Origin of the sequence: Methylobacterium dankookense, from assembly GCF_902141855.1 — a bacterium.
Classification (GTDB): Bacteria; Pseudomonadota; Alphaproteobacteria; order Rhizobiales; family Beijerinckiaceae; genus Methylobacterium; species Methylobacterium dankookense.
The window spans coordinates 1-23,112 of sequence record NZ_CABFVH010000040.1; the positions used below are offsets into that span (position 1 = coordinate 1).

Annotated in this window: 24 protein-coding genes and 1 tRNA gene; 12 read left to right on the forward strand and 13 right to left on the reverse strand. The window is 68.6% G+C overall.

Features of this window, described 5'->3' with window-relative positions; all coding sequences use genetic code 11:
• From MTDSW087_RS22465 to MTDSW087_RS31320, 4 genes are all read left to right on the forward strand, one after another.
• The coding region (locus MTDSW087_RS22465) for an AMP-binding protein (RefSeq protein ID WP_144767103.1) at positions 1-702 on the forward strand (702 nt) is incomplete at its 5' end.
• The gene (locus MTDSW087_RS22470) at positions 692-1,000 is read left to right on the forward strand and encodes an acyl carrier protein (protein WP_210248301.1); all 309 of its coding nucleotides are present in this window, start codon (positions 692-694) and stop codon (positions 998-1,000) included. The genes MTDSW087_RS22465 and MTDSW087_RS22470, both read left to right, overlap by 11 nt.
• Positions 1,001-1,085: 85 nt before the next feature.
• Positions 1,086-1,988: a methionyl-tRNA formyltransferase gene (locus tag MTDSW087_RS22475; RefSeq protein ID WP_144767104.1), complete on the forward strand. Its 903-nt coding sequence runs from the start codon at positions 1,086-1,088 to the stop codon at positions 1,986-1,988.
• A gap of 74 nt (positions 1,989-2,062) precedes the next feature.
• Positions 2,063-2,794 (forward strand): DinB/UmuC family translesion DNA polymerase, encoded by a 732-nt coding sequence (locus tag MTDSW087_RS31320; protein ID WP_144767150.1) that lies wholly within the window; start codon positions 2,063-2,065, stop codon positions 2,792-2,794.
• 426 nt (positions 2,795-3,220) lie between these two features.
• Here MTDSW087_RS31320 and MTDSW087_RS22485 read toward each other — a convergent pair whose 3' ends face one another.
• From MTDSW087_RS22485 to MTDSW087_RS22495, 3 genes are all read right to left on the reverse strand, one after another.
• On the reverse strand, positions 3,221-3,526 hold the full coding sequence (locus MTDSW087_RS22485; protein ID WP_144767105.1) for a hypothetical protein: 306 nt from the start codon (positions 3,524-3,526) through the stop codon (positions 3,221-3,223).
• A 133-nt stretch (positions 3,527-3,659) separates the two neighbouring features.
• Positions 3,660-4,193, reverse strand: coding sequence for a M23 family metallopeptidase (locus tag MTDSW087_RS22490; RefSeq protein ID WP_144767106.1), 534 nt, complete (start codon positions 4,191-4,193; stop codon positions 3,660-3,662).
• A gap of 348 nt (positions 4,194-4,541) precedes the next feature.
• On the reverse strand, positions 4,542-4,901 hold the full coding sequence (locus MTDSW087_RS22495) for a helix-turn-helix transcriptional regulator (protein ID WP_342353841.1): 360 nt from the start codon (positions 4,899-4,901) through the stop codon (positions 4,542-4,544).
• A 417-nt stretch (positions 4,902-5,318) separates the two neighbouring features.
• Here MTDSW087_RS22495 and MTDSW087_RS22505 point away from each other — a divergent pair, with 417 nt between their 5' ends.
• Positions 5,319-5,561, forward strand: coding sequence for a hypothetical protein (locus MTDSW087_RS22505; protein ID WP_144767107.1), 243 nt, complete (start codon positions 5,319-5,321; stop codon positions 5,559-5,561).
• A gap of 84 nt (positions 5,562-5,645) precedes the next feature.
• Here MTDSW087_RS22505 and MTDSW087_RS22510 read toward each other — a convergent pair.
• Positions 5,646-5,721, reverse strand: a tRNA-Thr gene (locus tag MTDSW087_RS22510).
• 205 nt (positions 5,722-5,926) lie between these two features.
• Between MTDSW087_RS22510 and MTDSW087_RS22515 the strand changes: the two genes are divergently transcribed.
• The 3 genes from MTDSW087_RS22515 to MTDSW087_RS22525 are packed head-to-tail and all read left to right on the forward strand — an operon-like array spanning position 5,927 to position 7,521.
• Complete coding sequence (locus tag MTDSW087_RS22515) at positions 5,927-6,394, forward strand: tellurite resistance TerB family protein (protein WP_144767108.1); 468 nt, start codon at positions 5,927-5,929, stop codon at positions 6,392-6,394.
• A gap of 15 nt (positions 6,395-6,409) precedes the next feature.
• On the forward strand, positions 6,410-6,808 hold the full coding sequence (locus MTDSW087_RS22520) for a CidA/LrgA family protein (RefSeq protein WP_144767109.1): 399 nt from the start codon (positions 6,410-6,412) through the stop codon (positions 6,806-6,808).
• Positions 6,805-7,521, forward strand: coding sequence for an LrgB family protein (locus MTDSW087_RS22525; RefSeq protein ID WP_144767110.1), 717 nt, complete (start codon positions 6,805-6,807; stop codon positions 7,519-7,521). The genes MTDSW087_RS22520 and MTDSW087_RS22525 overlap by 4 nt, the downstream gene beginning before the upstream one ends.
• A gap of 121 nt (positions 7,522-7,642) precedes the next feature.
• Here the strand turns inward: MTDSW087_RS22525 and MTDSW087_RS22530 are convergent, their stop codons facing one another.
• Complete coding sequence (locus tag MTDSW087_RS22530; RefSeq protein WP_144767111.1) at positions 7,643-8,737, reverse strand: NAD(P)/FAD-dependent oxidoreductase; 1,095 nt, start codon at positions 8,735-8,737, stop codon at positions 7,643-7,645.
• Positions 8,738-9,048: 311 nt separating this feature from the next.
• Here MTDSW087_RS22530 and MTDSW087_RS22535 point away from each other — a divergent pair, with 311 nt between their 5' ends.
• Positions 9,049-9,453, forward strand: coding sequence for a Ros/MucR family transcriptional regulator (locus MTDSW087_RS22535; protein ID WP_144767112.1), 405 nt, complete (start codon positions 9,049-9,051; stop codon positions 9,451-9,453).
• 99 nt (positions 9,454-9,552) lie between these two features.
• Here MTDSW087_RS22535 and MTDSW087_RS22540 read toward each other — a convergent pair whose 3' ends face one another.
• The 4 genes from MTDSW087_RS22540 to MTDSW087_RS22555 all read right to left on the reverse strand — a co-directional run bounded on the left by MTDSW087_RS22540 (position 9,553) and on the right by MTDSW087_RS22555 (position 15,487).
• Positions 9,553-11,106 (reverse strand): HlyD family type I secretion periplasmic adaptor subunit, encoded by a 1,554-nt coding sequence (locus MTDSW087_RS22540; RefSeq protein ID WP_144767113.1) that lies wholly within the window; start codon positions 11,104-11,106, stop codon positions 9,553-9,555.
• On the reverse strand, positions 11,103-13,385 hold the full coding sequence (locus MTDSW087_RS22545; RefSeq protein ID WP_144767114.1) for a type I secretion system permease/ATPase: 2,283 nt from the start codon (positions 13,383-13,385) through the stop codon (positions 11,103-11,105). Before MTDSW087_RS22545 ends, MTDSW087_RS22540 begins: the two co-directional genes overlap by 4 nt.
• Positions 13,386-13,907: 522 nt before the next feature.
• The gene (locus MTDSW087_RS22550; RefSeq protein ID WP_144767115.1) at positions 13,908-14,336 is read right to left on the reverse strand and encodes a response regulator; all 429 of its coding nucleotides are present in this window, start codon (positions 14,334-14,336) and stop codon (positions 13,908-13,910) included.
• Positions 14,337-14,398: 62 nt separating this feature from the next.
• Positions 14,399-15,487: a PAS domain-containing protein gene (locus MTDSW087_RS22555; RefSeq protein ID WP_144767116.1), complete on the reverse strand. Its 1,089-nt coding sequence runs from the start codon at positions 15,485-15,487 to the stop codon at positions 14,399-14,401.
• A 208-nt stretch (positions 15,488-15,695) separates the two neighbouring features.
• On the opposite strand from MTDSW087_RS22555, the gene MTDSW087_RS22560 reads away from it, so the two are divergent.
• From MTDSW087_RS22560 to MTDSW087_RS22570, 3 genes are all read left to right on the forward strand, one after another.
• Positions 15,696-17,111: an AmpG family muropeptide MFS transporter gene (locus tag MTDSW087_RS22560; protein ID WP_238178773.1), complete on the forward strand. Its 1,416-nt coding sequence runs from the start codon at positions 15,696-15,698 to the stop codon at positions 17,109-17,111.
• 165 nt (positions 17,112-17,276) lie between these two features.
• Positions 17,277-18,155, forward strand: a complete 879-nt coding sequence (locus MTDSW087_RS22565) for an EcsC family protein (protein WP_373321916.1) — start codon at positions 17,277-17,279, stop codon at positions 18,153-18,155.
• Between the two features lie 78 nt (positions 18,156-18,233).
• On the forward strand, positions 18,234-18,893 hold the full coding sequence (locus MTDSW087_RS22570) for an MgtC/SapB family protein (RefSeq protein WP_186383966.1): 660 nt from the start codon (positions 18,234-18,236) through the stop codon (positions 18,891-18,893).
• A gap of 121 nt (positions 18,894-19,014) precedes the next feature.
• Here the strand turns inward: MTDSW087_RS22570 and ilvA are convergent, their stop codons facing one another.
• The 4 genes from ilvA to MTDSW087_RS22590 all read right to left on the reverse strand — a co-directional run bounded on the left by ilvA (position 19,015) and on the right by MTDSW087_RS22590 (position 23,092).
• Complete coding sequence (gene ilvA / locus MTDSW087_RS22575; RefSeq protein WP_144767118.1) at positions 19,015-20,574, reverse strand: threonine ammonia-lyase, biosynthetic; 1,560 nt, start codon at positions 20,572-20,574, stop codon at positions 19,015-19,017.
• A 78-nt stretch (positions 20,575-20,652) separates the two neighbouring features.
• The gene (locus tag MTDSW087_RS22580) at positions 20,653-21,000 is read right to left on the reverse strand and encodes a diacylglycerol kinase (protein WP_144767119.1); all 348 of its coding nucleotides are present in this window, start codon (positions 20,998-21,000) and stop codon (positions 20,653-20,655) included.
• Complete coding sequence (locus MTDSW087_RS22585) at positions 21,000-22,067, reverse strand: AbrB family transcriptional regulator (RefSeq protein ID WP_144767154.1); 1,068 nt, start codon at positions 22,065-22,067, stop codon at positions 21,000-21,002. The genes MTDSW087_RS22580 and MTDSW087_RS22585 overlap by 1 nt, the downstream gene beginning before the upstream one ends.
• 41 nt (positions 22,068-22,108) lie before the next feature.
• Positions 22,109-23,092 (reverse strand): LysR substrate-binding domain-containing protein, encoded by a 984-nt coding sequence (locus MTDSW087_RS22590; protein WP_144767120.1) that lies wholly within the window; start codon positions 23,090-23,092, stop codon positions 22,109-22,111.
• Positions 23,093-23,112 lie beyond the last annotated feature (20 nt).

Genomic DNA, 23,112 nt, shown 5'->3' on the forward strand with positions numbered 1-23,112 from the left:
CGGATCTGGGCGCGGGCCGCCCCGGACAGCGCGATCCACAACCTCTACGGCCCGACCGAGGCGACGATCGCCATCAGCCACTTCGCCTACCGGCCGGACGATCCCGCGACGGTCCTGCCGATCGGCCGGCCCTTGGCGGGGCAGGGGATGGCCCTGTTCGACGAGGCCGGCCGGCCCGCCGCGCCGGGCGCCGTCGGCGAGATCTGCCTGTCCGGATCGCAGCTCACGCGCGGCTACTGGCAGCAGCCGGAGCTCGACGCGGACCGGTTCCGGACCGTCGAGGGGACGCGCTGGTACCGGACCGGCGATCTCGGCCGGCTGGAGGCGGGGGATGGCCTGCACTTCCTCGGCCGCGTCGACCACCAGATCAAGATCCGGGGCTACCGGGTCGAGACGCTGGAGATCGAGGGCGCCCTGCGGGCGGCGGCCGGGCGCGACCTCGTGGCCGTCCTGCCGCTGCCCGCCGCTGACGGGACGGTCGCGGGCGTGGTCGGCTTCGTCGCCGGCGCACCGCTCGACACGGCCGCGGTCCGGGCGCGCCTGCAGGGCTGCCTGCCCGACTACATGATCCCGCAGGCCGTGATCGTCCTCGACGCCCTCCCGCTCAACACAAACGGAAAAGTCGACCTGCGGGCGCTCGCGGAAATCTCAAATTATACAATTCACGGAAGATCAGAAACTGCTCGACACGGTGCTGCATAACTATATCGCAGCACAAAGCATTGCTTCTTGGTTGCAGCGCAAGGAGGGCGATATGGACGTTCTATGTAATTTGCAAGAAATCGCTCGCCGAGTCTTCGAAAACAAGGACATTGCCCTCAGTCGAAAGACAACGGCCGCCGATGTTTCGGAGTGGGATTCAGTGTCCCACATTACTTTGGTTTTGGCAGTCGAAAGCGAATTTGGCATGCGCTTCGGCGTTGCTGAAATCGGTTCGCTCGAAAATGTCGGCGCATTTGTCGATCTAATAGAGAAAGGGCTGAAGAGCACTCCGCAATAGAACTCGCAAAGGATATTTTTCGTTTATTTCAGCTGCTCTAATTGGGTATAGGATAAGGCGTGCCCAAAGCAGTGGGAGGTAGAAGATGCCGACGCGATTCTTGGTGCTTGGTGATGGCTGGCCGGCTGCGGAAGCGGTTCGTACAATCTGCAGCCATCCTAATGGTCATCTTGTAGCATACATACAGCCTCGAACAGAGAGGAATAAATACTTGGTTCAACTGAGCGATTTTGGCTCGCATCGCAGCGTTGAGTATTTACGATCTTCGGGCGTTGATTGGATAGTTAGTGCAAACAATTTACAGATAATTGGCCGCGAAGCGCTTGATGAGGTAAAATATCAAGCCATAAATCTACATCCGGCTCTTTTGCCGGAATATGCAGGCGTTCATTGTCATGAATGGGCGATCCGCAACAGTGAAAAATATTTCGGAGTGTCGGTTCATATGATACTTCCTGGCATTGACACGGGAGATGTCGTCGCTGAAAGCAAATTTCCATTGGCTGACAATGAGACAGGATTGAGTCTTTTTACGAAGTGCATGAGAGAGGGAGCTCTGTTGCTCGGAAAAGTACTTATAGATGTCCTTGAAGAGAAGTCACTCGTTTGTCGGAAGCAGGATTTGGCTAAGCGCCAAATATATCGACACAAGGACAGATCAATTCAAAATCTGACGTGGCAAGAAAATGCGGATTCTATCGCTCGAGTGGTAAGATCATATAATTACGAGCCTTTTGATCGCCCAGACCATTGCTTAAAGATTGTACTCGATAACAATCAAAAATTTGATATCATTCGAGCGCGCGTTGGAGAATTTACGTCTGAAAAGCCAGGCGAAATCGTTCGTTCATCGAAAGATGGCGTCCACATTGCTGCTGGAGGTTTCAGAGAAATTATAGTCACAAAGGCTAGATATGCAACGTCCGATGTTTCCGGAGCGGAAATCGGTACATTATGCAGATCGGCTAGGAGATGTGTTTTGTGCTAATAATTCAAATTTAACTGGGGGGTGAGCGCGTCACCTGCGAGTTGCTCCCGCTTGCTTGCCTGCTGCTGGCGCTGATGCCGACCCAGCGCAAGAGCTGCGCGATCACCCGCTCGTTCTCGCACCGGGTGACGGATCGGGTCGAACTGGAGCAGGCGGTGGCAACATATGCGGCGCGGCTCTGCGAGGAGCTGCGGCGGGGCGGCTTGGCCACGAACCACGTCGGCGTCTTCTCCCACATCAGCGAGCACGACTGGGGCGAGCCGATGCGCTCGGTCTCGACGACGGTGGGCTTGCCAGAGGCGACGAGCGACAGCTTGGCGCTACGCGAAGGCGGGCGCGCTGAAGGCCATGCTGAATTCGGGGTTCGGCGGAAGATGCTACCGGCCAACCCTTCCAAGGGTGTGAAGCTCTACAAGATCGAGAGCCGCGAGCGCTTCCTGCTGGACCGCGAGGTGATTGCTCTGGCCGAGGCACTGGCAGTCATGGAGGAGGAGGCTGGGATCAGCCACACGATGGCGACCGGCATTCGCCCTGCTGCTCCTCACTGGCGCCCGCAAGCAGGAGATCGCGACGCTGCAATGGGCGTGGGTGGATCTCGACCGTGCCTGCCTTCATGCCGAACTCGAAGACCGGCGCGAAGGCGGTGCCGCTGGCAGGGGCTGCGCTGGAGATCCTGGCGAATCTACCGCGGAGATCGCCCTGCATCCTACGGTCCTCGCGGTCAGGTGGACCAATCGGTGGCCTGCTGCAGGTCTGGGGTGCGGTGCGGAAGCGGGCGACCGTGCTGGCGAGAGCACGTGCCGTAGCAGCTGGCGAGCCGGCTGACCGGGCGCCGAACCTCGATGCGGTCCGCATCCACGATCTGCGCCATAGCTTCGCGAGTTTCGCGGTCGCGGACGGAGCCCCCTATTCACGGTCGGCAAGGTGCTCGGTCACCGACAGACAAGCACGACGGAGATCTACGCGCACCTGCATGACGACCCACTGAAGACTGTAGCCAATCAGACCGGGGCGAAGATTGCCGCCGCCCTGAAGGTCGGGGCGATGCGTGGGCGGCCGAGTGTTGGTGGTTGATCCGGCAACTCGGTGACGAGCCGGTACGTGCATCACCTCGATGCCGTGTTGATCGCTGCGGCGAAGCGGATCGCAGCCAGCCTGGCAGGAGCCAAACATGAGAAAGCCCCCGCTGCGGGCGGTGCAGCGGGGGCCCTGAACTCGTTGGCGACAGCGGCTTAGTAGCCGCGGCCGTAGTAGCTCGGCGCATAGCCGCCTTCGTAGGCACCGGCCGCAGCCGCGCCGGCCGCTACACCGGCAATGCCCAGGCCTACCGCGGCGCCCGTCGACAGACCGCGGCGCCCGCGCCGGTCATAGCCGCGATCGTAGCCGTAGCCGCGGTCATAGCCTCGGGCGTAGCCACCATCCCGGTAACCGCCATAGCCACCGTAACCGCCATAGCCGTAGCCCTGCGCCTGAGCGCCGGTCACGCCGAGAGCCCCGAGGGACAGCGTCACGGCGGAGATGAGAGCGAGCTTACGCATCGTTGTCTCCTTCGTCGTTGCGTTGGGGAGCCAATGCATGGGGCCGGAGCATGTTGCGGCCGTTTCCTCACGATGGCGTGAGGCGGATGAAGGCAACCCTAGCGCCAGGCTCGCCGCAAAAGCCTGCCTGTCTTCAGGTCATGGAAGGAGGAGTTCCATTCTGATTGAACGTTATGGAAAACACATCCGAAGAATTAGCTTTAGCTAGCAATTTTGTATGTAGATTTACACCAACATATCTGCCTCCAGGGGCGCCGCCAATAATCTCAACTAAAGCCCAATGCAAATGAGGCGGCATGCCGCTTCCTGGAATGATATAAACTTCCCCAAGCAAATCGCCTCTACTAATTTTGGCGCCTGCTTTAATCGCGGCCGGGACTGAGGTGATATGCTGGTAAAAAACGCCAGCTTTATCATTTTCTGATCGAGCGAAAATCTGCGCTCCGTACTCTTTAGTCGAATCGCTTGATTTATCGTGTGGATGATAAACGGTTATATGAGCGTCGAATGCAGCATACACTCTTGTGCCGACAGGGCCGCTCAAATCCATGCCATATTGGATATACCATTTTTCGCGATTGACGTGTCCACCTACCCCAGGACCTCCATTCGTTCCAGTGTTGCCGGATGGCATTGGGCTCGACATGTCGATGCTGAACGCAGGCATTATATAAAACCTCCGATAAGCTGGATTTATCCGAATTTATTACATGTCTTCTCTGTGAATAGTTTCGCGTCAAGAGATTGAAGGCGAGTCGCAAGCGACCATGCGGGCCTCAGAATAGCTGCCAGAGCGTGGCTGTCGAGAGCTGGTCAGTAGAACAGCTTGCCGCAATTCGACGATCCCAGTGATGAGCGGTGTAGCCGGGTCTCGTGAGATGGCAGTCTCGCCCTTCGCCTTCGGGTGCCCAGAAATTTCGTCGCAGCAATCACTTGTCCCCCTGATCCCAGCGGGCTTTCACGAACACGACCGCCGAGGCGATCAGGGCGCCGGCCAGCAAAGGAAGGCGAGGCATCAGTTCGTGCCCTCGCTCTTCCGCAGGCGCACGCCCGGGCCTTCTCCGTTCTGCTCGATGACGATGACGCCGGCCGCTTCGAGAGCGGCCTGTAGGGCAGCGACAGTTCGGCTCTTCAGCTCTTCTCCAGCCTCGAACCGAGAGACGGTGTTCGTCGAGACCTGAGCTCGTTCCGCCAGATCGCTAATCCCAAGGCCCGCTCGAGCCAACTTGCACGGCTCTGGCGTCAAAATCGCGTCCTTGCAGCGAATTTGCATTGATACTGCGAAAACCGCGCGTTTATTCGCAACATAGTTGCGAATTTGCTGCTTAAACGCAAGGAATTCGGCAGCCCAGTGGGCTGCCGGTACTCCCGACACATCCGACCCCCCTTCAGCCCCGGAGACCCCGGTTATGGCAACGCCCCCGCTCGCCCCGCGTCCGGCCGAGCGCCGGTCCGCGCCCATCGTGCACACCAACGCAACGCCGCTCCTCGAGCCGGAGGAGACAGACGCTCGGCCCGTCATCCGCGCCGCCCGGCCCGATGCCCCGCACGTCCGCGCGCCGCGGCTCCTGGGTCTCGCTGGCGAGCTCGTCGCTGCTTTCGCGATCATCGCCGGGGCACGATGCTCTACGGCTGGCTGCCGGTCGCGTGAGGGGAGGGGAGGCCCTGAAGCCTGCTCGCTCCCTCTCGGCTGCCCAGGCGCCCGAGCGATCGCCGAGGACGCCCGCCGGAACGACGAGGCCGCGCGCTGTTGGCCGACGTGTTCGAAGCCCTGCTGCGGCGGAGCTGACGCGTGAGTAACGTCATCGCCTTTCCCTCCCGGCAGCGGATTCCGGCCGCCAGCATCCCGCGTGAGGAGTTCGAGCGCCGAGCCGGGCCCACGCTCGACATCGTCGACCAGATCATGCGGCTGCTCGATGCGGCCGAGCCGGACAACGAGAGCCATCCCCGCGAGACCGGGGACTCCCGATCCAGGGCCAGCGCGCGGTCTCGACGCGCGCGCCAATTTTCCGCAAGGTTACCGTCCGGAGATTGACACTATGTGCTTACTACGGGACATCCGAGGCCGATCAGTGGCCTGCTTCAAGATGCCTAAGTATCTATGATTGCAAGAGAAAAATGGTGCCGCAAGAGGGATTCGAACCCCCGACCCCCTCATTACGAATGAGGTGCTCTACCAGCTGAGCTATTGCGGCAGGAACGGTCCGTGCGCGGACCGTTCGGGTGCTGGCTCTTAGCGGTCCGGCCGCGTCTTGGCAAGGCGCATCGGCAAGGGGTATCGCCGCCGGCCGATGCCGTGTTGCAACGCCGAAGCGCCGGAGCAAGCGGCTGTGCGGCCTTGTCCTTGACGGCGCCGCCGCGGGCCGGAACTGTGCTGTCGGACCCCCGCGGAAACACGCCATGTCGCTCGTCTCACGTCTGCGTGCCTATGCCGCCGAGGCTTTCGGCCTCGCGGAACGACCTGAGCCCGTCGACGACACCCATCTCGCCGCCACCGCGCTCCTCGTCCACGTGGCGCGGGTCGACGGCATCCTCGCGCCCGCGGAATCCGACCGTCTGGCCCGGCTCGTGCTCGGCCGCTACGCCGCCACGCCGGAGGCGGCGAACGCCCTCATCGCCCGCGCGAGCGCCTTCGATGCCGAGACACGGGACGTGGCGAGCCTCGTCGAGATGCTGCCGCACGCAGCCGACGACGCCGAGCGGGCGCGCCTGCTCGCCATGGCATGGTCGGTCGCGGGCGCCGACGGGACGGTCGACGAGTTCGAGGAGGCCCTGGTCTGGCGGCTGGGCCGGCTTCTCGGCTTCGACGAGGCCGCGATCGGCCAAGCCCGGGCTGAGGCGGCGGGGCGGAGCGAGTCGGCCTCCTGAGAGGCCGCTGCAGCGATGATCGCGAGCCTCACCCTCATCCTCCTCGCCCAACTCATCGGGGAGGCGGCGGCGCGCGCCGCCGGCTTGCCGGTGCCCGGCCCGGTGATCGGCATGGCGCTGCTCCTCGGCTTCCTGATCCTGCGCGACAGCGGGCCGCCGGTCCTGTTGCGGCTGATGCCGCGGCCCCTGACCGACGGCACCCTGGAGAGCACCGGCAAGGGGTTGCTCGCCAACCTGTCGTTGATGTTCGTGCCGGCTGGTGCGGGCATCGTCGGCCGGCTGGACGTGGTGCAGGCACAGGGGTTGAAGCTCGCCGTCGTCATCGTCGCCTCGACGGGTGCCGCGCTCGCGGTGACGGTGCTGGTCTTCGTCGGCGTCGAGCGCCTCGTCGGACGCGGGAGCCGGGGCCGATGACCGGCGACTTCGCCCTCTGGGTCTATCTCTCGCGCACGCCGCTGCTCTGGCTGACGGTGACGCTCGTCGCCTATCTCGTGGCCGACCGGATCTCGGCGGCCACCGGGCGCCACCCGGTGGCGAACCCGGTGCTGATCGCCATCGCGATCACCGCCAGCGTGCTGGCCTTCACCGAGACGCCCTATCCCACCTATTTCGCGGGCGCCCAGTTCGTGCACTTCCTGCTCGGCCCGGCGACGGTGGTGCTGGCGCTGCCGCTCTACGAGCACCGCGCCACGGTGGTGCGGGCCTTCCTGCCGATGCTGGCGGCGCTCGCGGCCGGCTGCACGGCCGCCCTCGTCACCGCGATCGGCACCGCGCGGCTCCTCGGCATCCCGGAGCCGGTGATCGTCTCGCTGAGCCCGAAATCCGTGACCTCGGGCGTGGCCATGGGCATCTCGGAGGCGCTCGGCGGCGACCCGACGCTGACCGCCGTGCTGGTGATGACCACCGGCATCGTCGGGGCGATCCTCGTCACCCCGCTGATGCAGGTGATGGGCATCCGCGACATGCGCGCGCGCGGCTTCGCCGCCGGCCTCGCCGCCCACGGCGTCGGCACCGCCCGGGCCTTCCAGGTGAGCGAGGTGGCGGGCACCTTCGCGGGCATCGCGATGGGCCTCAACGCTTTCCTCACCGCCATCGTGGTGCCACTGGCCCTGCACCTGCTGTCCTAAGAAGGTCTTGGGATCCCAAAGGGGTCACCCCTTTGGCGGGTCCAGGGCGGAGCCCTGGGGCTTTCGCCGGGGCGCTGCCCCGGCACCCCGCCAAAGGCCTGAGGCCTTTGGAAACCCGGGATCAGGCCTCCAGGCGGTCGGCGACGTCCTCGGCCAGGGAGAGGCTGGAGGTGAGGCCCGGGCTCTCGATGCCGAACAGGTGGACGAGGCCGGGCAGGCCGTGCTCGGCCGGGCCGTCGATCCGGAAATCGGCGGATCCGCCGCCGGGGCCGGTGAGCTTCGGCCGGATCCCGGCATAGTCGGGCACCAGGGCGCCGTCGGGCAGGGCCGGCCAGTAGCGGCGGATCGCGTCGTAGAACAGGGCGCCCCGGGCGGGGTCGACCCGGTAGTCGAGGCTGTCGATCCACTCCACGTCCGGCCCGAATCGCATGCGCCCGGCGAGATCCAGGGTGAGGTGGATGCCGAGCCCGCCATCGACGGGGGCCGGATAGATCAGGTGGCTGAAGGCCGGGCGGCCGGTGCAGCCGAAATAGTTGCCGCGGGCGAGGACGAGGGGCGGCACCCGCTCGGCCGGGTAGCCGTCGGTGGCGCGGGCGAGGTCCTGCGCCCCGAAGCTCGCCGCGTTCACCACGGCGTCGCAGGGAAAGGCGCCTGGGCTCGCGCCGCCGAACCGGGCGAGCCAGCGGCCGTCCGCCCGCGTCAGGCCCTCCACCGGCGTGTGCAGGGCGAGCATGCCGCCGCGATCCTCGATCTCGCCGAGGAGCGCCAGCATCAGGCCATGGCTGTCGACGATGCCCGTCCGCGGCGAGAGCAGCGCGGCGGTGCAGGCGAGATTCGGCTCGAGCGCCCGCGCCTCGGCGCCCTCCATGAGGACGAGATCCTCGACGCCGTTCGCCACGCCCTGGTCGCGGATCGCGGCGATCTTCCCCGCCTCCGCCTCGGTGGTCGCCACGATCAGCTTGCCGCAGGCGCGGTGGGCGACGCCGTGGCTCTCGCAGAAGGCGTAGAGCATCCGCCGCCCGGTCACGCAGTGGCGCGCCCGGAGGGAGCCGGCCGGATAGTACATGCCACCGTGGACGACCTCGGAATTTCGGGCGGAGATCCCGGTGCCGAAGGCGTCGGCCGCGTCGGCCACCACGACTTCATGCCCGCGCGACGCGAGCGCCCGCCCGACCGCGAGACCGACCACGCCCGCGCCGACGACGAGAATCTCCATCGCGACCGACCTATCCGTTCATCCTGATGTCTTCGCGGGCGCGCAAAGCCGTGAAATCCGCTTGTTCCTGCGAGAGGCGTGGCGCATTTTCAAGCGCGAATCGGCCCTGCCGGACGGTATAGCCGGACGGCTGTTCGGCCGTCCGCCGGCTCGCTTCGCGAGGCTGCTCGGAGGCGTCGCGTAGAGGGATTCTCTACACATTCGGCTCTTCAATCAGAGGTAGAAGAATTAGGCAGATTATGCTATTGTAAGATGCAATCGCATACGGGCATTCCTGCCATGCGGGTGTCGTGACCTTTTGGGGGAAGTCGATGCAGCCGGATCCCGACATCTTCGAGCTCGCCGCGAAAATCGTCGTCGCCTACGTTGCGCATAACAGCGTCCCCTCGGGCCAGCTCCCCGACCTCGTGAGCACGGTGCATCAGTCGCTGCGCACCCTCGGCACCCCCGTGAAGGAGGAGCAGAAGAAGGCGACCGACGCCCAGATCCGCGCATCGATCCGCCCCGACAGCATCATCAGCTTCGAGGACGGCAAGCCCTACAAGGCGCTTCGCCGGCACCTGACCCTGCGCGGCCTGACCCCGGAGGCCTACCGGGCGAAGTGGGGCCTGCCGATCGACTACCCCCTGGTCTGCGCGACCTACAGCGCCGAGCGCTCGCGGATCTCCCGCGCGATCGGCCTCGGGCAGAAGCTGCGCAGCGTCACGACCGAGTAGCCGCGCCGGCCGCAGGTCCCGCGGCGAGAGCATTCTCCGCGGGCGTGGTTGCCGGTTCCGCGAAAGACAATGCTTTCGCGGAACCTGCGGCGCCTGATCTTACCGCTCGTGCCCGGCGCTGGAGGTGGTCTCCCGGATCGGCGTGAGGACGTAGTCGATCACCCGGCGGTTGCCGGTGTGGATCTCGGCCTGCACCGTCATGCCCGGCGTCAGCACCACCGGCTTGCCCTCCGAGACGATGTCGTTCTGCATCACCTCGATCGTCACCGGGAAGACCAGGTTCTGCGTCCGCGGCGTGCCGATCACCCCGCCCGTCCCCTGGCTGCGCGCCACCGAGAGCGCGTCCGTCGAGCCGCTCGCATCCCGCTCGTCGATCGCGTCGCGCGAGACCCGCACCACCCGGCCCTCGGCGGTGCCGTAGCGGGTGAAGGGGAAGGAATCGACCTTCACCGTCACCGCCTGGCCGGGCGAGATGAAGCCGATATCCTTGTTGAGCACCAGCGCCTCGATCTCGACCGTGCCGTCGTTGGGCACCAGCACCAGCAGCGGCTGGCCGGGGGTGACCACCTGGCCCACCGTGGTGACGGCGAGCTGCTGCACCGTGCCGTCGATCGGCGCGCGCAGCTGCATCCGCTCGCGGCGCATGCGCGCCTTCACCACGTCCTGGCGCAGGGCGTCGACCTTCTGCGCCGTCTCGGTCAGGGCCTGGGCCTGCTTCGCGATGGTCTCGCTGGTGAGCTGCTCGATGCGCCGCTGCAGCGATTCCGCCGCCGCCCGCGCCTCGACGAGCTGGCCCCGGTCGTAGGCGAGTTCCGCCGAGACCTGCTCGACCTGCTGCAGGGCGTCGATCACCGCCGCGCGCGTGCCGGCGGAGCGCGCCACCAGGGTCTCGCGCATGTCGGCGCGCTCGCGCAGCACCGCCTTCAGGCGCTCGCGGGCCTCGATGCTTCCGGTGAAGCGCTCCTCCTGCGCCTTCTTCTCGCCGAGCTGCGATTCGAGGGCGGCCCGGGTCGCGTAGTGCTGGTTGAGCTCGCTCGTCATCGCCGCGCTCTCGCGCAGGCGGACGGCCTTCGCCGTGTTCGGCGCGTAGTCCGGCTCGCCGTCCTTGCGGTCCGCCCGGATCGCGTCGATCGTGGCGACGCGCCGGGCGATCTGCGCCGTGAGCGCGTCGAGGTCGCTCTCGCGGGCGGTGAGGTCGGCCGCCTGCTCGGTGGCGTCGAGGTCGACGAGGAGGTCGCCCGCCTTGACGCGGTCGCCGTTGCGGACGCTGACCGCCTGGACCTTGCTGGTCTCGAAGGGCTGCAGCACCTTCGAGCGCCCGGAGGGCTGCACCCGGCCCGAGGCCACGGCGAAGATGTCGAGGCTGGCGAGCACGCTCCAGAGCAGCGCGCAGGCGAACATCGCGCAGATCGTCCAGGTGAAGACCGTGGCCAGCGGCGAGGCCGGCGTCTCGAGGATCTCGAGATGCGCGGGCAGGAACTCCTGGTCCTCGCGGGTGTCGGCCATGGTGCGCACCCGGGCCGAGAGGGCGCGGGGCGAGAGGTCGCGCGGCCGGATCGCCGGCAGGCGGGCGGCGAGGCGGTCGACGGCGCGGCCGGCGCGGGGCGCCGCCGGGACCGGAACCGGGGCCGGGACGTTCGGCTGGGCGCTCATGCGGCGGCTCCCTGCTCGGAATGGTAGGATTGGAGGTGCCAGAGGCGGCCGTAGAGGCTGTCGGGCCGGGTCACGAGCTCGCGGTGCGCGCCATCCTCGACGATGCGGCCGTCCTGCATGGCGATGATGCGGTCGCAGCCCCGCACCGCGGCGAGGCGGTGGGCGATGACGACCACGGTGCGGCCCTGCACGATCAGCTTCATGTTCTCCTGGATGATGCGCTCGCTCTCGTAGTCGAGGGCCGAGGTCGCCTCGTCGAGGATCAGGATGCGGGGATTGGTGGCGAGCGCCCGCGCGATGGCGAGGCGCTGGCGCTGGCCGCCCGACAGGTTGGCGCCGCGCTCCTCGATCATCGTGTCGTAGCCGCGCGGCATGCGGTTGATGAACTCGTCCGCGCCCGCCAGCCGCGCCACCTGGATCACCTGGGCCCGGGTCAGGCTCGGATTGGCCAGCGCGATGTTCTCGTGCACGGTCTTGTTGAAGAGCAGGTTCTCCTGGAGCACCACGCCGATCTGCCGCCGCAGCCAGGCCGGATCGACCTGGGCGATGTCGATGCCGTCGACCAGGACCTGGCCCTTCTCGGGCAGGTAGAGCCGCTGCAGGAGCTTGGTCAGGGTCGACTTGCCCGAGCCCGAGGGCCCGACGATGCCGATCACCTGGCCGGCGGGGATGTCGAGCGAGACGTCGCGCAGCACCTCGGGCGCGCCCGGCTGGTAGCGGAACACGGCGTTGCGCACGGTGATCTGGCCCTTGGCCGGGGGCAGGTGGGCCTGGGCCATGGAGCGGGTCTCGACGGGAGCGTTGAGCACGTCGCCGAGGCGCTCGATCGAGACCTTCACCTGCTGGAAGTTCTGCCAGAGCTGGCTGAGGCGCAGGATCGGCTGGGTGACCTGGCCCATGATCATGTTGAAGGCGATCAGGCTGCCGACGGTCATCTCGCCGCCCATCACCGCGTAGGCGCCGAAGAACAGCACCAGGGCCGTGGTGACGGCGTTGATGTACTGGATCGCGTTCTGGCCGAGGCTGCCGAGCAGGCCGGTGACGAAGCTGGTCTTCACGTAGGCCGCGAGCCGCTCCTCCCACTGCACGCGCAAGGTGGGCTCCACCGCCATCGCCTTGACGGTGTGGATGCCGACGATCGACTCGATCAGGAACTGGTTGGACAGGGCCGAGCGGCTGAACTGCTCGAGGGTCTTCTCGCGCAGGATCGGGCGCAGCAGCACCGCGACCATCACGTAGCAGGGGATGGACAGGGCGACGATGGTGCCGAGCACCGGCGAGTAGAAGAACAGGATCGCGATGAAGAGCAGCGTGAAGGGCACGTCGATGGCGGCGGTGAGCGCTTGGCCGGTGAGGAAGTTGCGCACCTGCTCCAGCTCGCGCACGCGCGCCACGGTCTGGCCGGCGGCGCGGGTCTCGAAATAGCCGAGCGGCAGGCGCATCAGGTGGTCGAACAGGCGCGCGCCGAGCTCGACGTCGATGCGGCTCGTCGTGTGGGTGAGGATGTACTGCCGCAGGTATTGCAGCACGACGTTGAACAGGCCGAGCACGAGCAGGCCGACCACGACCAGGGTGAGGGTGGCGTAGCCCTTGTGGACCAGCACCTTGTCGATGACGATCTGGAAGAAGACCGGCGTGATCAGCGCGCAGAGCTGGATGAACAGCGAGGCGACCAGGACCGTGGCCAGCGGCCGACGGTAGCGCCAGATCGACGGCATGAACCAGGTCAGGCCGAAATCGGCCACGACCTTGGCGATGCTGGCGCGGCGGGTGACGAGGATGACGGTGCCGGTCCAGCGCGCGGTCACCGCATCGGGGGCGAGATGCTCGGCGGTGCGGGCGGCGGGATCGATGATGCGCCAGGTGCCGTCCTCGAGCCGTCGGCCGAGCAGGCGGTAGCTGCCGTCGTCGTACTGGAGGATGGCGGGCGTGGGCACGCTCTCCAGGCGCTGCGGCTTCTGGCCTTCCAGAAGGCGCACCTTGAGGCCGACCGACTTGGCGCCGCGCACGAGGTCGATCGCCGTGGCCGGGCCCGCGCCGATGCCGAGCTCGTGCCGGATCTGGCCGGCCTCGCACGGAACCTGATGGAACGAGGCGACGAGGACGAGGGCGCTCAGGCCCGAATCGACGCGGGCCTGTGCTCCGGCCGCGGCTGCGCCGGCCTGACCCGCGCTGCCCTGATGCGTGCTTCCCTGGCCTGCGCCGGCCTGCGCGGTGGCCTGTATCCGCGGGGCCGGCGCCCCGTCCTGCTCGGCCCTGGCGGCCGCTTCTGCAAACATGCACGTCTCCCGGCACCCCGCCCACGACGCCGCACCGCGACGCCGCGAGCCGGTGCTGCTTGGCCGCTGCGGCGGCCGGCAATTCCGATCACGGTCATGATGGGCCGGCCCCGATTGCCGCCCGTCAGCCGGCTGCTTCCTTCAGAATTGCGGCAGCACCAAGCCGTCTCGATCGCGACTATCCAATCTGTGATCCGAGATGGGAGCGTTGTCCGTCTGTCACCTCGCCGGATCGACGGCGGAAGAACAATACAACGATGATCTGGAGCAGAGCGGATTGCTCGGCCGGCAGGCAGCGACAGGGCCGATTGCCGAAAAATAGGGCGAAGGAAGATTTGCCGGCTGGCCCGATCGGCTCTCGGAAAGGTCCGTAAAATAAGATTAAATGCGGGGCACTAGACCGGAGACTAAGACGTCTTCACTAGGCGCGACGCCGGCGCGTCGCGATCATGCGTCGGCGCGGATCATCCATTCTTCTCTGGCATCGAGGCCGAAGCGGTGGCGCGGGCCGGGGCGTGGACCTCAGCGGGGCGCCGGACTGAACCCGTCCGGGCAGGGCGGCGGGACGTTCCCGGAGCGACGGCAGGCCACGTAATCGAGGGTGCGCGCCACCACCCGCTCGGAATAGGGCTTGGCGATCACCCCCACCGCGCCGGCGAAGTCGTCCGGGATGCGCTTGGCGTTGGCGGTCATGAACACGACCGTGGTGCGCGGATCGGCGCTCAGCGCCCGGGCGACCTCGACGCCGGTCGGGCCGTCGATCAGGTGCACGTCCACCAGGGCGACGTCGGGCGCCGTCGAGCGGGCGAGCGCGATCGCCTCCTTGGAACTCCCGGCGACGCCCACCGTGACGTGGCCGAGATCGTCGAGAAGGCATTCGAGTTCCAGGGCGATCAGCGCCTCGTCCTCGACCACGAGAACGCGCAGGGCCGGCCCCGGGTCATGCATCATGGCTCGTCACGCGGCGTATCCTCCCGATTACAACTCTTAGTTGCGGCATCTGGCGGCGAAGCTCAAGCGGGATCCGGCAGCGGCACGCCGATCTCGATCCGGATGCCCGGCGGCCCGTCCTGCCAGTCGATCCGCCCGCGGAGCTGCCGCACCAGCATCTCCACGAGGTTGCGTCCGAAACCGGCCGGATTGGGCTCGGCCCCGGCCAGGCCGACGCCGTCGTCGGCGACGGTCATGCGCAGGGTGTCCGCCTCGCGCCGGGCCGTCACCGTGACGAGGCCGGTCCGGCCTTCGGGGAAGGCGTGGCGCACGGCGTTGCTCGTCAGTTCGTGGATCATCAGGGCGATCGGCGCGGCCATGGCGGCCGACACGGCCACCGGCTCCACGCTGGCCTCGACCCGGATGCGCTCCCTGTCGAGGGAGGCGTTCATGTCCGAGAGGAAGTCGCTCATGAAATCGGCCAGGTCGAAATGGCTGACGTCGTCGGAGGCGTAGAGCATCCGGTGCGCGGTGGAGAGCGCGCCGATGCGGTCGGCCATGCCCTGCAGCGCGTCGCGGGCCTCGCCCTCGGGCGTGCGCCGCGCCTTCAGGAGCATCAGCGAGGAGATCACCTGCAGGTTGTTCTTCACCCGGTGATCGACCTCGTGCAGCAGGGCCGTCTTCTGGGCGAGGGCGTATTCCAGGTCCGCGGTGCGCGCGCCGACCTGGCGCTCCAGCTCGTCGTTGGTGCCGCGCATGGCGGTCTCGAGCCGGCGCTTGTCGGTCATGTCGGCCTGCGCGGCGAAGAAGTAGACGAGCCGCCCCTCGCCGTCGCGCACCGGGTTGACGGTCATGCCGTTCCAGAACGGCGTGCCGTCCTTGCGGTAGTTCAGGATCTCGACGGCGAAGGGCACGGCCGCGGCGATGGCCGCGCGCATGCGGCCGATCTCGGCCTGGTCGGTCTCCGGCCCTTGGAGCATGCGGCAGTTCCGGCCGATCAGCTCGTGGCGGGCATAGCCGGTGAGTTCGAGGAAGGCGTCGTTGACCCAGACGATGGGGTTGTCCGCGTGCCGCGCGTCGGTCACCAGCATCGGCGTCGGGCTCGCGTCGAAGGCGAGCGCGAAGGTGCTCGGCGCGAGCGCGGTCTCCGGTGGGGTGGGCGCCTGCGTCATGCCGGATTCATCCGCGGCTGCCATCTCGGCGGCCGCGCGATCGAGATGTTCCCCCCGGAGCTTCATCTCAAAGGCCAGAATTCTGCAATTCCATTAACGAACTATCGATCATGATCTCGCCGCCATGTCGAGATCCGGTAGGCGCGCGTGGCCCCGGATCCGAGTCCGGGGTCAAGGCATCTCGCGCCCGAGGAGTTCCCATCGCGCCATGGCCCGACCCGACCCACGCACAGGAAAGCAGGCCAGCCCCGAGATGAAGACCGGCGAGACGACGAGCGGCGCGCGCAAGCTCGGGCAGACGCCCGGAAAGCCGCGGCTGCGCCTGAAGGACGTCCTCGAGGATGCGCGCATCGGCCTGATGCTGGCGCTCGGCTTCGCCTGCGGCCTGCCGATCCTGCTGGTGTTCTCGACGCTCTCGGCCTGGCTCGCCACGGCCGGCATCCAGCGCACCAGCATCGGGCTCCTGTCCTACGTCTCCTTCGCCTACTCGATGAAGTTCCTCTGGGCGCCGGTGATCGACCGGTTCGACCTGCCGCTCGCCGCCCGCTGGCTCGGGCGGCGCCGGGCCTGGATGGTCCTGTCGCAGATCGCGGTGATCGCGGGGCTCCTGGGAATGAGCCAGGGCAACCCGTCCGAATCGCTGTTCTTCATCGTGGTCTGCGCGCTGGTGACTGCCTTCGCCTCTGCGACGCAGGACATCGTGGTCGATTCCTGGCGCATCGACGCGGCGCCGACCGAGCGGCAGGGCGTGATGCTCGCCGCCTACCAGCTCGGCTATGCGATCGCCCGCGCCTTCGCGGGGGCCGGCGCCCTCTACATCGCGCAGGGGGCCGGCTGGCACCTCGCCTATACCGCCATGGCCGTGCTGATGCTGGTCGGGCTGATCGCCGCCTTCCTGGCGCCGCGGCAGGATCCGGTCGCCGTCGCGGACGAGCACCGCTCGCTCGCCACCACGCTGCGGGTCGCCGTGGTCGACCCCTTCTCCGACCTCGTCCGCCGCAAGGGCTTCCGCCTCGTGGCGATCCTCGCGCTGATCATGCTCTACCGGCTGCCCGACATCATCTCGGGCGTGATGGCGCAGCCCTTCTACATCGAGCAGGGCTTCACCCTCACCGAGATCGCCAACGTGACCAAGGTCTACGGGGTGATCGTCGGCATCGTCGGGGCGCTCGCGGGCGGCTGGGCGGTGATCCGCTTCGGGCTCCAGGCCTCGCTCCTGTTCGGCGGCATCATCGCCGCGGCCTCGAACCTGATGTTCTCCTGGCTCGCGGTCTCGGGCCACGATACGGGCCTGTTCGTGCTCAGCATCTCGATCGACAACTTCGCCGGCAACTTCGCCGGCACGGCGTTGATCGCCTACATGTCGAGCCTCGCCTCGCCGGCCTTCGTGGCGACGCAATACGCGCTGCTGTCCTCGCTCTACGCCTTGCCCGGCAAGTTCGTCGGCGGCTTCTCCGGATTCATGGTGGACGCGATGGGCTATCCCGTCTTCTTCGCGGTCTCGGCCGGGATCGGGATCCCGGTGGCTCTGCTCTGCCTGCTCCTGATCGCATTGCGCGAGGGCCGCGCCGAGCCGGAGCCCGTCGCGCCGCCCGAGGCGGAGGCGATCGCGGCCAAGGCCTGAGGTAGCCCGGCCGGGGGAGGCGCGCGGAACCAAGCGGGCTCCCCCGCGCTTGCTCAGTCCGACGTTTCTGACCACCTTATCGGCCGCCATCAGCGGGAACGACCTGTGAGCGACATCACCCTCGCCGGAGAGACCCTGCCGGCCACCATCGAGACCCCGGAGCGCATGCTCAGCGAGGCCGACCGCGCCGCCCTGCGGCGGGCGGTGCGGGCCCTGGAGCAGCCGGGCCTCGCTGCCCGGCTCTCGGCGGCGGCGGGCGCGCCCCTCGACATCATCGGGCGCTCGCTGCCCGCCCCTGTCACCGAGACGGTGGGGCGCAGCGCCGAGGCGGCGATGCGCGGCGCCCTGCGGGTCGCCCTCGCCACCCTGCCGAAGAAAGAGGTCGTGCCGGCGCCCGGCACCGAGATCGAGGCGGCGACCGCGAAGGTGGAGGGGCGCCTGGAGCGCCTGTTCGGATCGAGCGAGGCCGCCCACAAGGCGATGGCCGCTTTGAGCGGGGCGGTGGGCGGCGCCTTCGGCCTCGCCACGCTCGCGGTCGAGCTGCCGGTCTCCACGACGCTGATGCTGCGCTCCATCGCCGAGATCGCCCGCGAGGAGGGCGAGGATCTGGAGACGCCCGAGGGCGTGCTCGCCTGCATGCAGGTCTTCGCCCTCGGCGGGCGCCGCGGCGAGTCGCAGGTGCTCGCCACCGGGCTGACCGAGAGCGGCTACTTCGCCGTGCGCGCGGCGCTCGCCAAGACCATGTCCGAGGCGGCGCGCTATGCCGGCAGCAAGGCGCTCCTCGACGAGGGCGCGCCGGTCCTGGTGCGGCTCACCGCGCAGATCGCCGCCCGCTTCGGCATCGTGGTCTCGCAGAAGGTGGCCGCCCAGGCGGTGCCGGTGCTCGGTGCGATCGGCGGCGCCACCGTCAACACCGCCTTCATGAACCACTTCCAGTCGACCGCCCGCGCCCATTTCACCGTCCGGCGGCTGGAGCGGATCTACGGCCAGGACACGGTGCGGACCGCCTACGAGGCGGAGAAGGCCGCCCTCGGGATCGTCTGAGCCGGCAAATCTCCTATCTGGGCCCCTGAACGGACCCGGAGGAGAGGCGGAGGCTTGGCCCTGATCGGCAATGCGGAGATGATCGGCCGCCTCGCTCTGGCAGCGGTGCTTGGCAGCGTGGTCGGGCTGGAGCGGCAGCGCCTGCTCTGGGCGGCGGGCCTGCGCACGCACATGCTGGTCTGCGTCGGGGCCTGCCTGTTCATGCTGGTCTCGGCCTTCGGCTTCGGCGACGTCACCGGCCAGAGCCATGTGGTGCTCGATCCCTCACGCGTCGCGGCGCAGGTGGTCTCCGGCATCGGCTTCCTGGGGGCCGGCACCATCCTCCTGCGCGGGGAGATGGTGAAGGGGCTCACCACCGCGGCGAGCCTCTGGGCTGTGGCCGCGATCGGGCTCGCCAGCGGCGGCGGCCTCTACGTGCCGGCGCTCGCGGCGACGGCGATCGTGCTCGCCATCCTCGGCGGCGTGAAGCCCTTGGAGGAGCGCTGGCAGGCCCGGCTCCAGCCCCGGTCCCTGCGCATCGTGGCGCGCGCCGGCGCGCTCCCGCTGGAGGGTGTGCAGGAGGCCGCCGGCCTGCCGGCCTCGCGCATCCGCCAGTTCGTCATGCATCCCGCCGACGAGGCCGGATGCGACGAGATCCGGCTGGCGCTGGCCCGCCTCTCGCCGGCCCAGGCCGAGCGCGTGGCGCGGACCCTGCGCGCGCTGCCGGAGGTGGAGAGCGTCGCCGTCGAGCCGGCCTGATACAGGGCTGCGATTGAACGCGACGCATCGCAGTCTGCCCGTGCGATGGCGCGGCGGCGGCCGTCCGCCGGGCGCGTCGATCGCGACGGAGAGTCGGGATCGACGCACGTTGGTATGAGCCCTACTCGGCCGCCGCTGCCGCCGGGCCGGTGCCGTTGTCGAGGAACAGGCGGTAGGCCGGATTGTCGGTCTCGTCGAAACAGGGATAGCCCAGCGTCTCCAGCGCCGCGTCGAAGCGGGCGCGGTCGGCCGGGCGCACCTCGATCCCGGCAAGCACGCGGCCGTAATCGGCGCCGTGGTTCCGGTAGTGGAACAGGCTGATGTTGAAGTCCTCGCCGAGCGCCTCGAGGAACTTCAGCAGCGCGCCCGGCCGCTCCGGGAACTGGAAGCGGTAGAGCCGCTCGTGGGCGAGGCCGAGCGCCCGGCCGCCGACCATGTAGCGGACATGGACCTTGGCCATCTCGTTGTCGCTCATGTCGAGGACGCCGTAGCCGGCCTCCTGCAACGAGGCGATCAGCGCGCGCTTCTCGGGCTTGCCGCCCGCGAGGTTGATGCCGACGAAGATCTGCGCGTCGGCGCCGCGCGCGTAGCGGTAGTTGAACTCGGTGATGGCGCGGGGCCCGAGCGCCCGTATGAAGGCGCGGTAGGCGCCCGCCCGCTCGGGGATGGTGACGCCGATCAGCGCCTCGCGCTCCTCGCCGATCTCGGCCCGCTCGGCGATGTGGCGGAGCCGGTCGAAGTTGAGGTTGGCGCCCGACGAGATGGCGATGAGCGTGCCCGCGCCGCCATTCTCGGCTGCCCAGGCCTTGGCGCCGGCGAGCGACAGCGCGCCCGAGGGCTCGGACACCGCGCGGGTGTCGTCGAAGATGTCCTTCACCGCCGCGCACATGGCGTCGGTGTCGACGGTGATCACCCCGTCGAGATGTTCGCGGCAGAGCCGGAAGGTCTCCTCGCCGGCCTGGCGCACGGCGACGCCGTCGGCGAACAGGCCGACGCTCGGCAGCGTCACCCGCGAATCGGCCTTGAGGGCCTCGGCCATGCAGGCGGCGTCGTCCGGCTCGACGCCGATCACCTTGGTCTCGGGGCGGAGGTACTTCACGATCGTACTGATCCCGGCGGCGAGGCCGCCGCCGCCGATCGGCACGAAGATCGCCTCGATCGGCCCCGGATGATGCTCCAGGATCTCCTTGCCGATCGTGCCCTGGCCGGCGATCACGTCGGGATCGTCGAAGGGGTGAAGGAAGGTCAGGCCCTGCTCGGCCTCGAGCCGGCGTGCCTCGGTGAGCGCCTCGTCGAAGGTGTCACCGTGCAGGATCACCTCGGCACCCCGCGCCCGGCAGGCATCGACCTTGATGGCAGGGGTGGTGCGCGGCATCACGATCACGGCGCGCGCGCCGAGCTTGGCGGCGCCGAGCGCCACGCCCTGCGCGTGGTTGCCGGCCGAGGCGCAGACCACGCCGCGGCCGAGCTGCTCCGCGTCGAGCCGCGCCATCTTGTTGTAGGCGCCGCGCAGCTTGAACGAGAAGACCGGCTGCAGATCCTCGCGCTTCAGGAGCACCGGGCGGCCGAGGCGGGCGGTCAGCCGCGGCATCGGATCGAGCGGGCTCTCGATCGCCACGTCGTAGACGCGGGCGGTGAGGATCTTGCGGATGTAGTCGGTTGCCGGTCGGTCGGTCGTCATGCCCGCCGAGATAGACCTTCGCGCCGCGAGATGCGAGCGCCCGAAACGCCGGGCGGCCGCGGGGCAGCCATGATCCCGTTACGACAGGCGCTCGATCAGCGCGGCGATCCAGACGAGGGCCGCGATCATCTGCGCCAGGAAGGCGCCGGCCGAGGCGAGGTCCTTGACCGTGCCGATGGCCGGGTGGCGGTCCGGATGCAGGTGGTCGCAGAGCTTCTCCATCGCCGTGTTCAGGAACTCGGCGGCGAGCATCAGGAGCAGGCTCGCCACGAGCGCGACCTTCACCCAGAGGCCGGAGCCGAGGACGAGGGCGACCGGCACGCCGAGCGCGAGCAAGGCCAGCTCCTGCCGCACCGCCCGCTCGGTGCGGGCCCCGTGGCGGAGGCCCCGCCAGGAATTGAGGAAGGCGAGGACGAGCGCGCCCATCAGGCCGCGCCCTCCGGCACGGCGCGGGCGATCCACTTGGCCAGGAGCGGGCCCGTCACCAGCACCACGAACAGCCGCAGCGTCTGCACCGCCAGCACGAAGGAGACGTCGGCATTCGAGCCCACCGCGATGATCGCCACCGAATCGAGCCCGCCGGGGCTCGTCGCCAGGAAGGCGGTGAGGAAGTCGATGGCGAGCAGATGCGTCAGCGCGTAGGCCCAGCCGCCGCAGAGCAGGATCACCGCGAAGGTCGCGACGAGGATCCCGGGCAGCGCCCGGACGGTGAGCCGCAGGGTCTCGCGGGTGAAGCGCAGGCCGACATACCAGCCGATGGCCGCGTAGGCGGCGTCGAGCACCGGCGCCGGCAGGTCCATGCGGACGAGGCCCGCGGCGTGGAGGCCGGCCCCGAGGATCATCGGGCCGACGAGGGCGCCTGCCGGCACGCGCAAAGCCATGGCGACGGCCGCGCCGATCGCGGCCACCGCGAGGGTAGTGAAGACGGAGGCGGCGGAGGCCGCATCGACCGCCTGGTCGGGCCCGGCCGGAACCGGGCTGCCCTGCAGCAGGATCCGGGTGACGAGGGAGGCCGAGAGCACCACCGCCACCACGCGCACATACTGCATGAAGGCGACGAGGCGCGGATCAGCGCCGAACTCCTCCGACATCGCGACCATGGCCGAGGCGCCGCCGGGGGAGGAGCCCCAGGCCGCGGTGGTGCCGGGCAGGATGCGCAGGCGGGTCAGCGCCCAGCCGACCACGCCGCCCGCCGCCACCGTGACGAGGACCACCGCGACGATCACAAGTCCGTCATCGACCAGGGTGTTGGCGATCGAGCCCGTCACCGCATGGGCCACGAGGCAGCCGATCATCGCCTGCGCCGCCTGGAATCCGGCCCGCGGCAGGGCGAGCCGCGCGCCCGTCACCCCGAAGGCGATGCCCGCGATCATCGGCCCGAGCAGCAGCGCCGCCGGGAAATGGGCCTGGTACAGGCCGTAGGCGAGGAGGGCGGAGACCGCGACGAGCGCGCTCCAGAGGCCGATCGTTCGAAGGTGGGACACGGGAGGAATACGGAAAGAATCTGGTGTGCCATGCAACAGGCACGGCCGCGCTACACCGCTTCCGCCTGCCTGTCACGGCGCGGCGCGAGGCCTGCGGGTGACGGCGGGGCGCCATCGTCGCGGCAGGCCACCGTCCCGGCAGGCGCGTGGCCGCGCAGGAAGGCGGCGAGATGCGCGAGGCCCGGCGTACGCGGATCACTGGTGCGCCAAGCGAGCGCGATGGTGCGGCCGGGCCCGTCCGCGTCGAAGCCGCGGGTCACGGTGAGGCCGCTCGGATCCGGTCCGGCCGGCACGGCGAGCGCGGGCAGCAGGGTGTAGCCGGCGCCCGCCGCCACCATCGAGCGGAGCGTCTCCAGGCTGGTGGCGTGGCGGCCCGCCGCGCCGCCCGCCCCGCAGGCCGCCACCGTCTGGTCGCGCAGGCAATTGCCCTCGTCGAGCAGCAGGAGGTCGGGCCCGGCGATGTCGGTGGCGCGCAGCGCGCCCCCTTGCGCGAGCGGGTGCTCGGCCGGGCAGGCGAGCCAGAACGGCTCCACGAAGAGCGGCGAGACCGTCAGGGCAGTCGCCGGCAGTGGCAGCGAGATCAGCGCGGCGTCGATCCGGCCCTCGCGCAGGCCGTCGAGGATCTCGGCGGTGCGCAACTCGCTGAGTGCCAGGGCGAGGAGAGGGAATTCCTGGCGCAGCAGGCGCAGGATGAGCGGGAAGTAGTAGGGCCCGAGCGTCTGGATCGCCGCGAGCACGAGGCGGCCGGTGAGCGGCGAGCCGCGGCCCTCCGTCGCGAGCGCCAGCAGGCGCTGCGCCTCGGCCAGCACCGTGCGCGCCTGCCGCACGATGATCTGGCCGGCAGGTGTGAGCAGCACGCGGCGATTCGAGCGCTCGAACAGGACGAGGCCCAGAGCGCCTTCCAGCTTGCGGACCTGGACCGAGAGCGTCGGCTGGCTGACGTTGCAGCGCTCGGCCGCCCGGCCGAAATGCCCCTCGTCCGCGACGGCGACGACATATTCGAGGTCGCGCAGGGAAAGGCCGGTCAGGTTCATAGGCGGCGCCTATCACAATC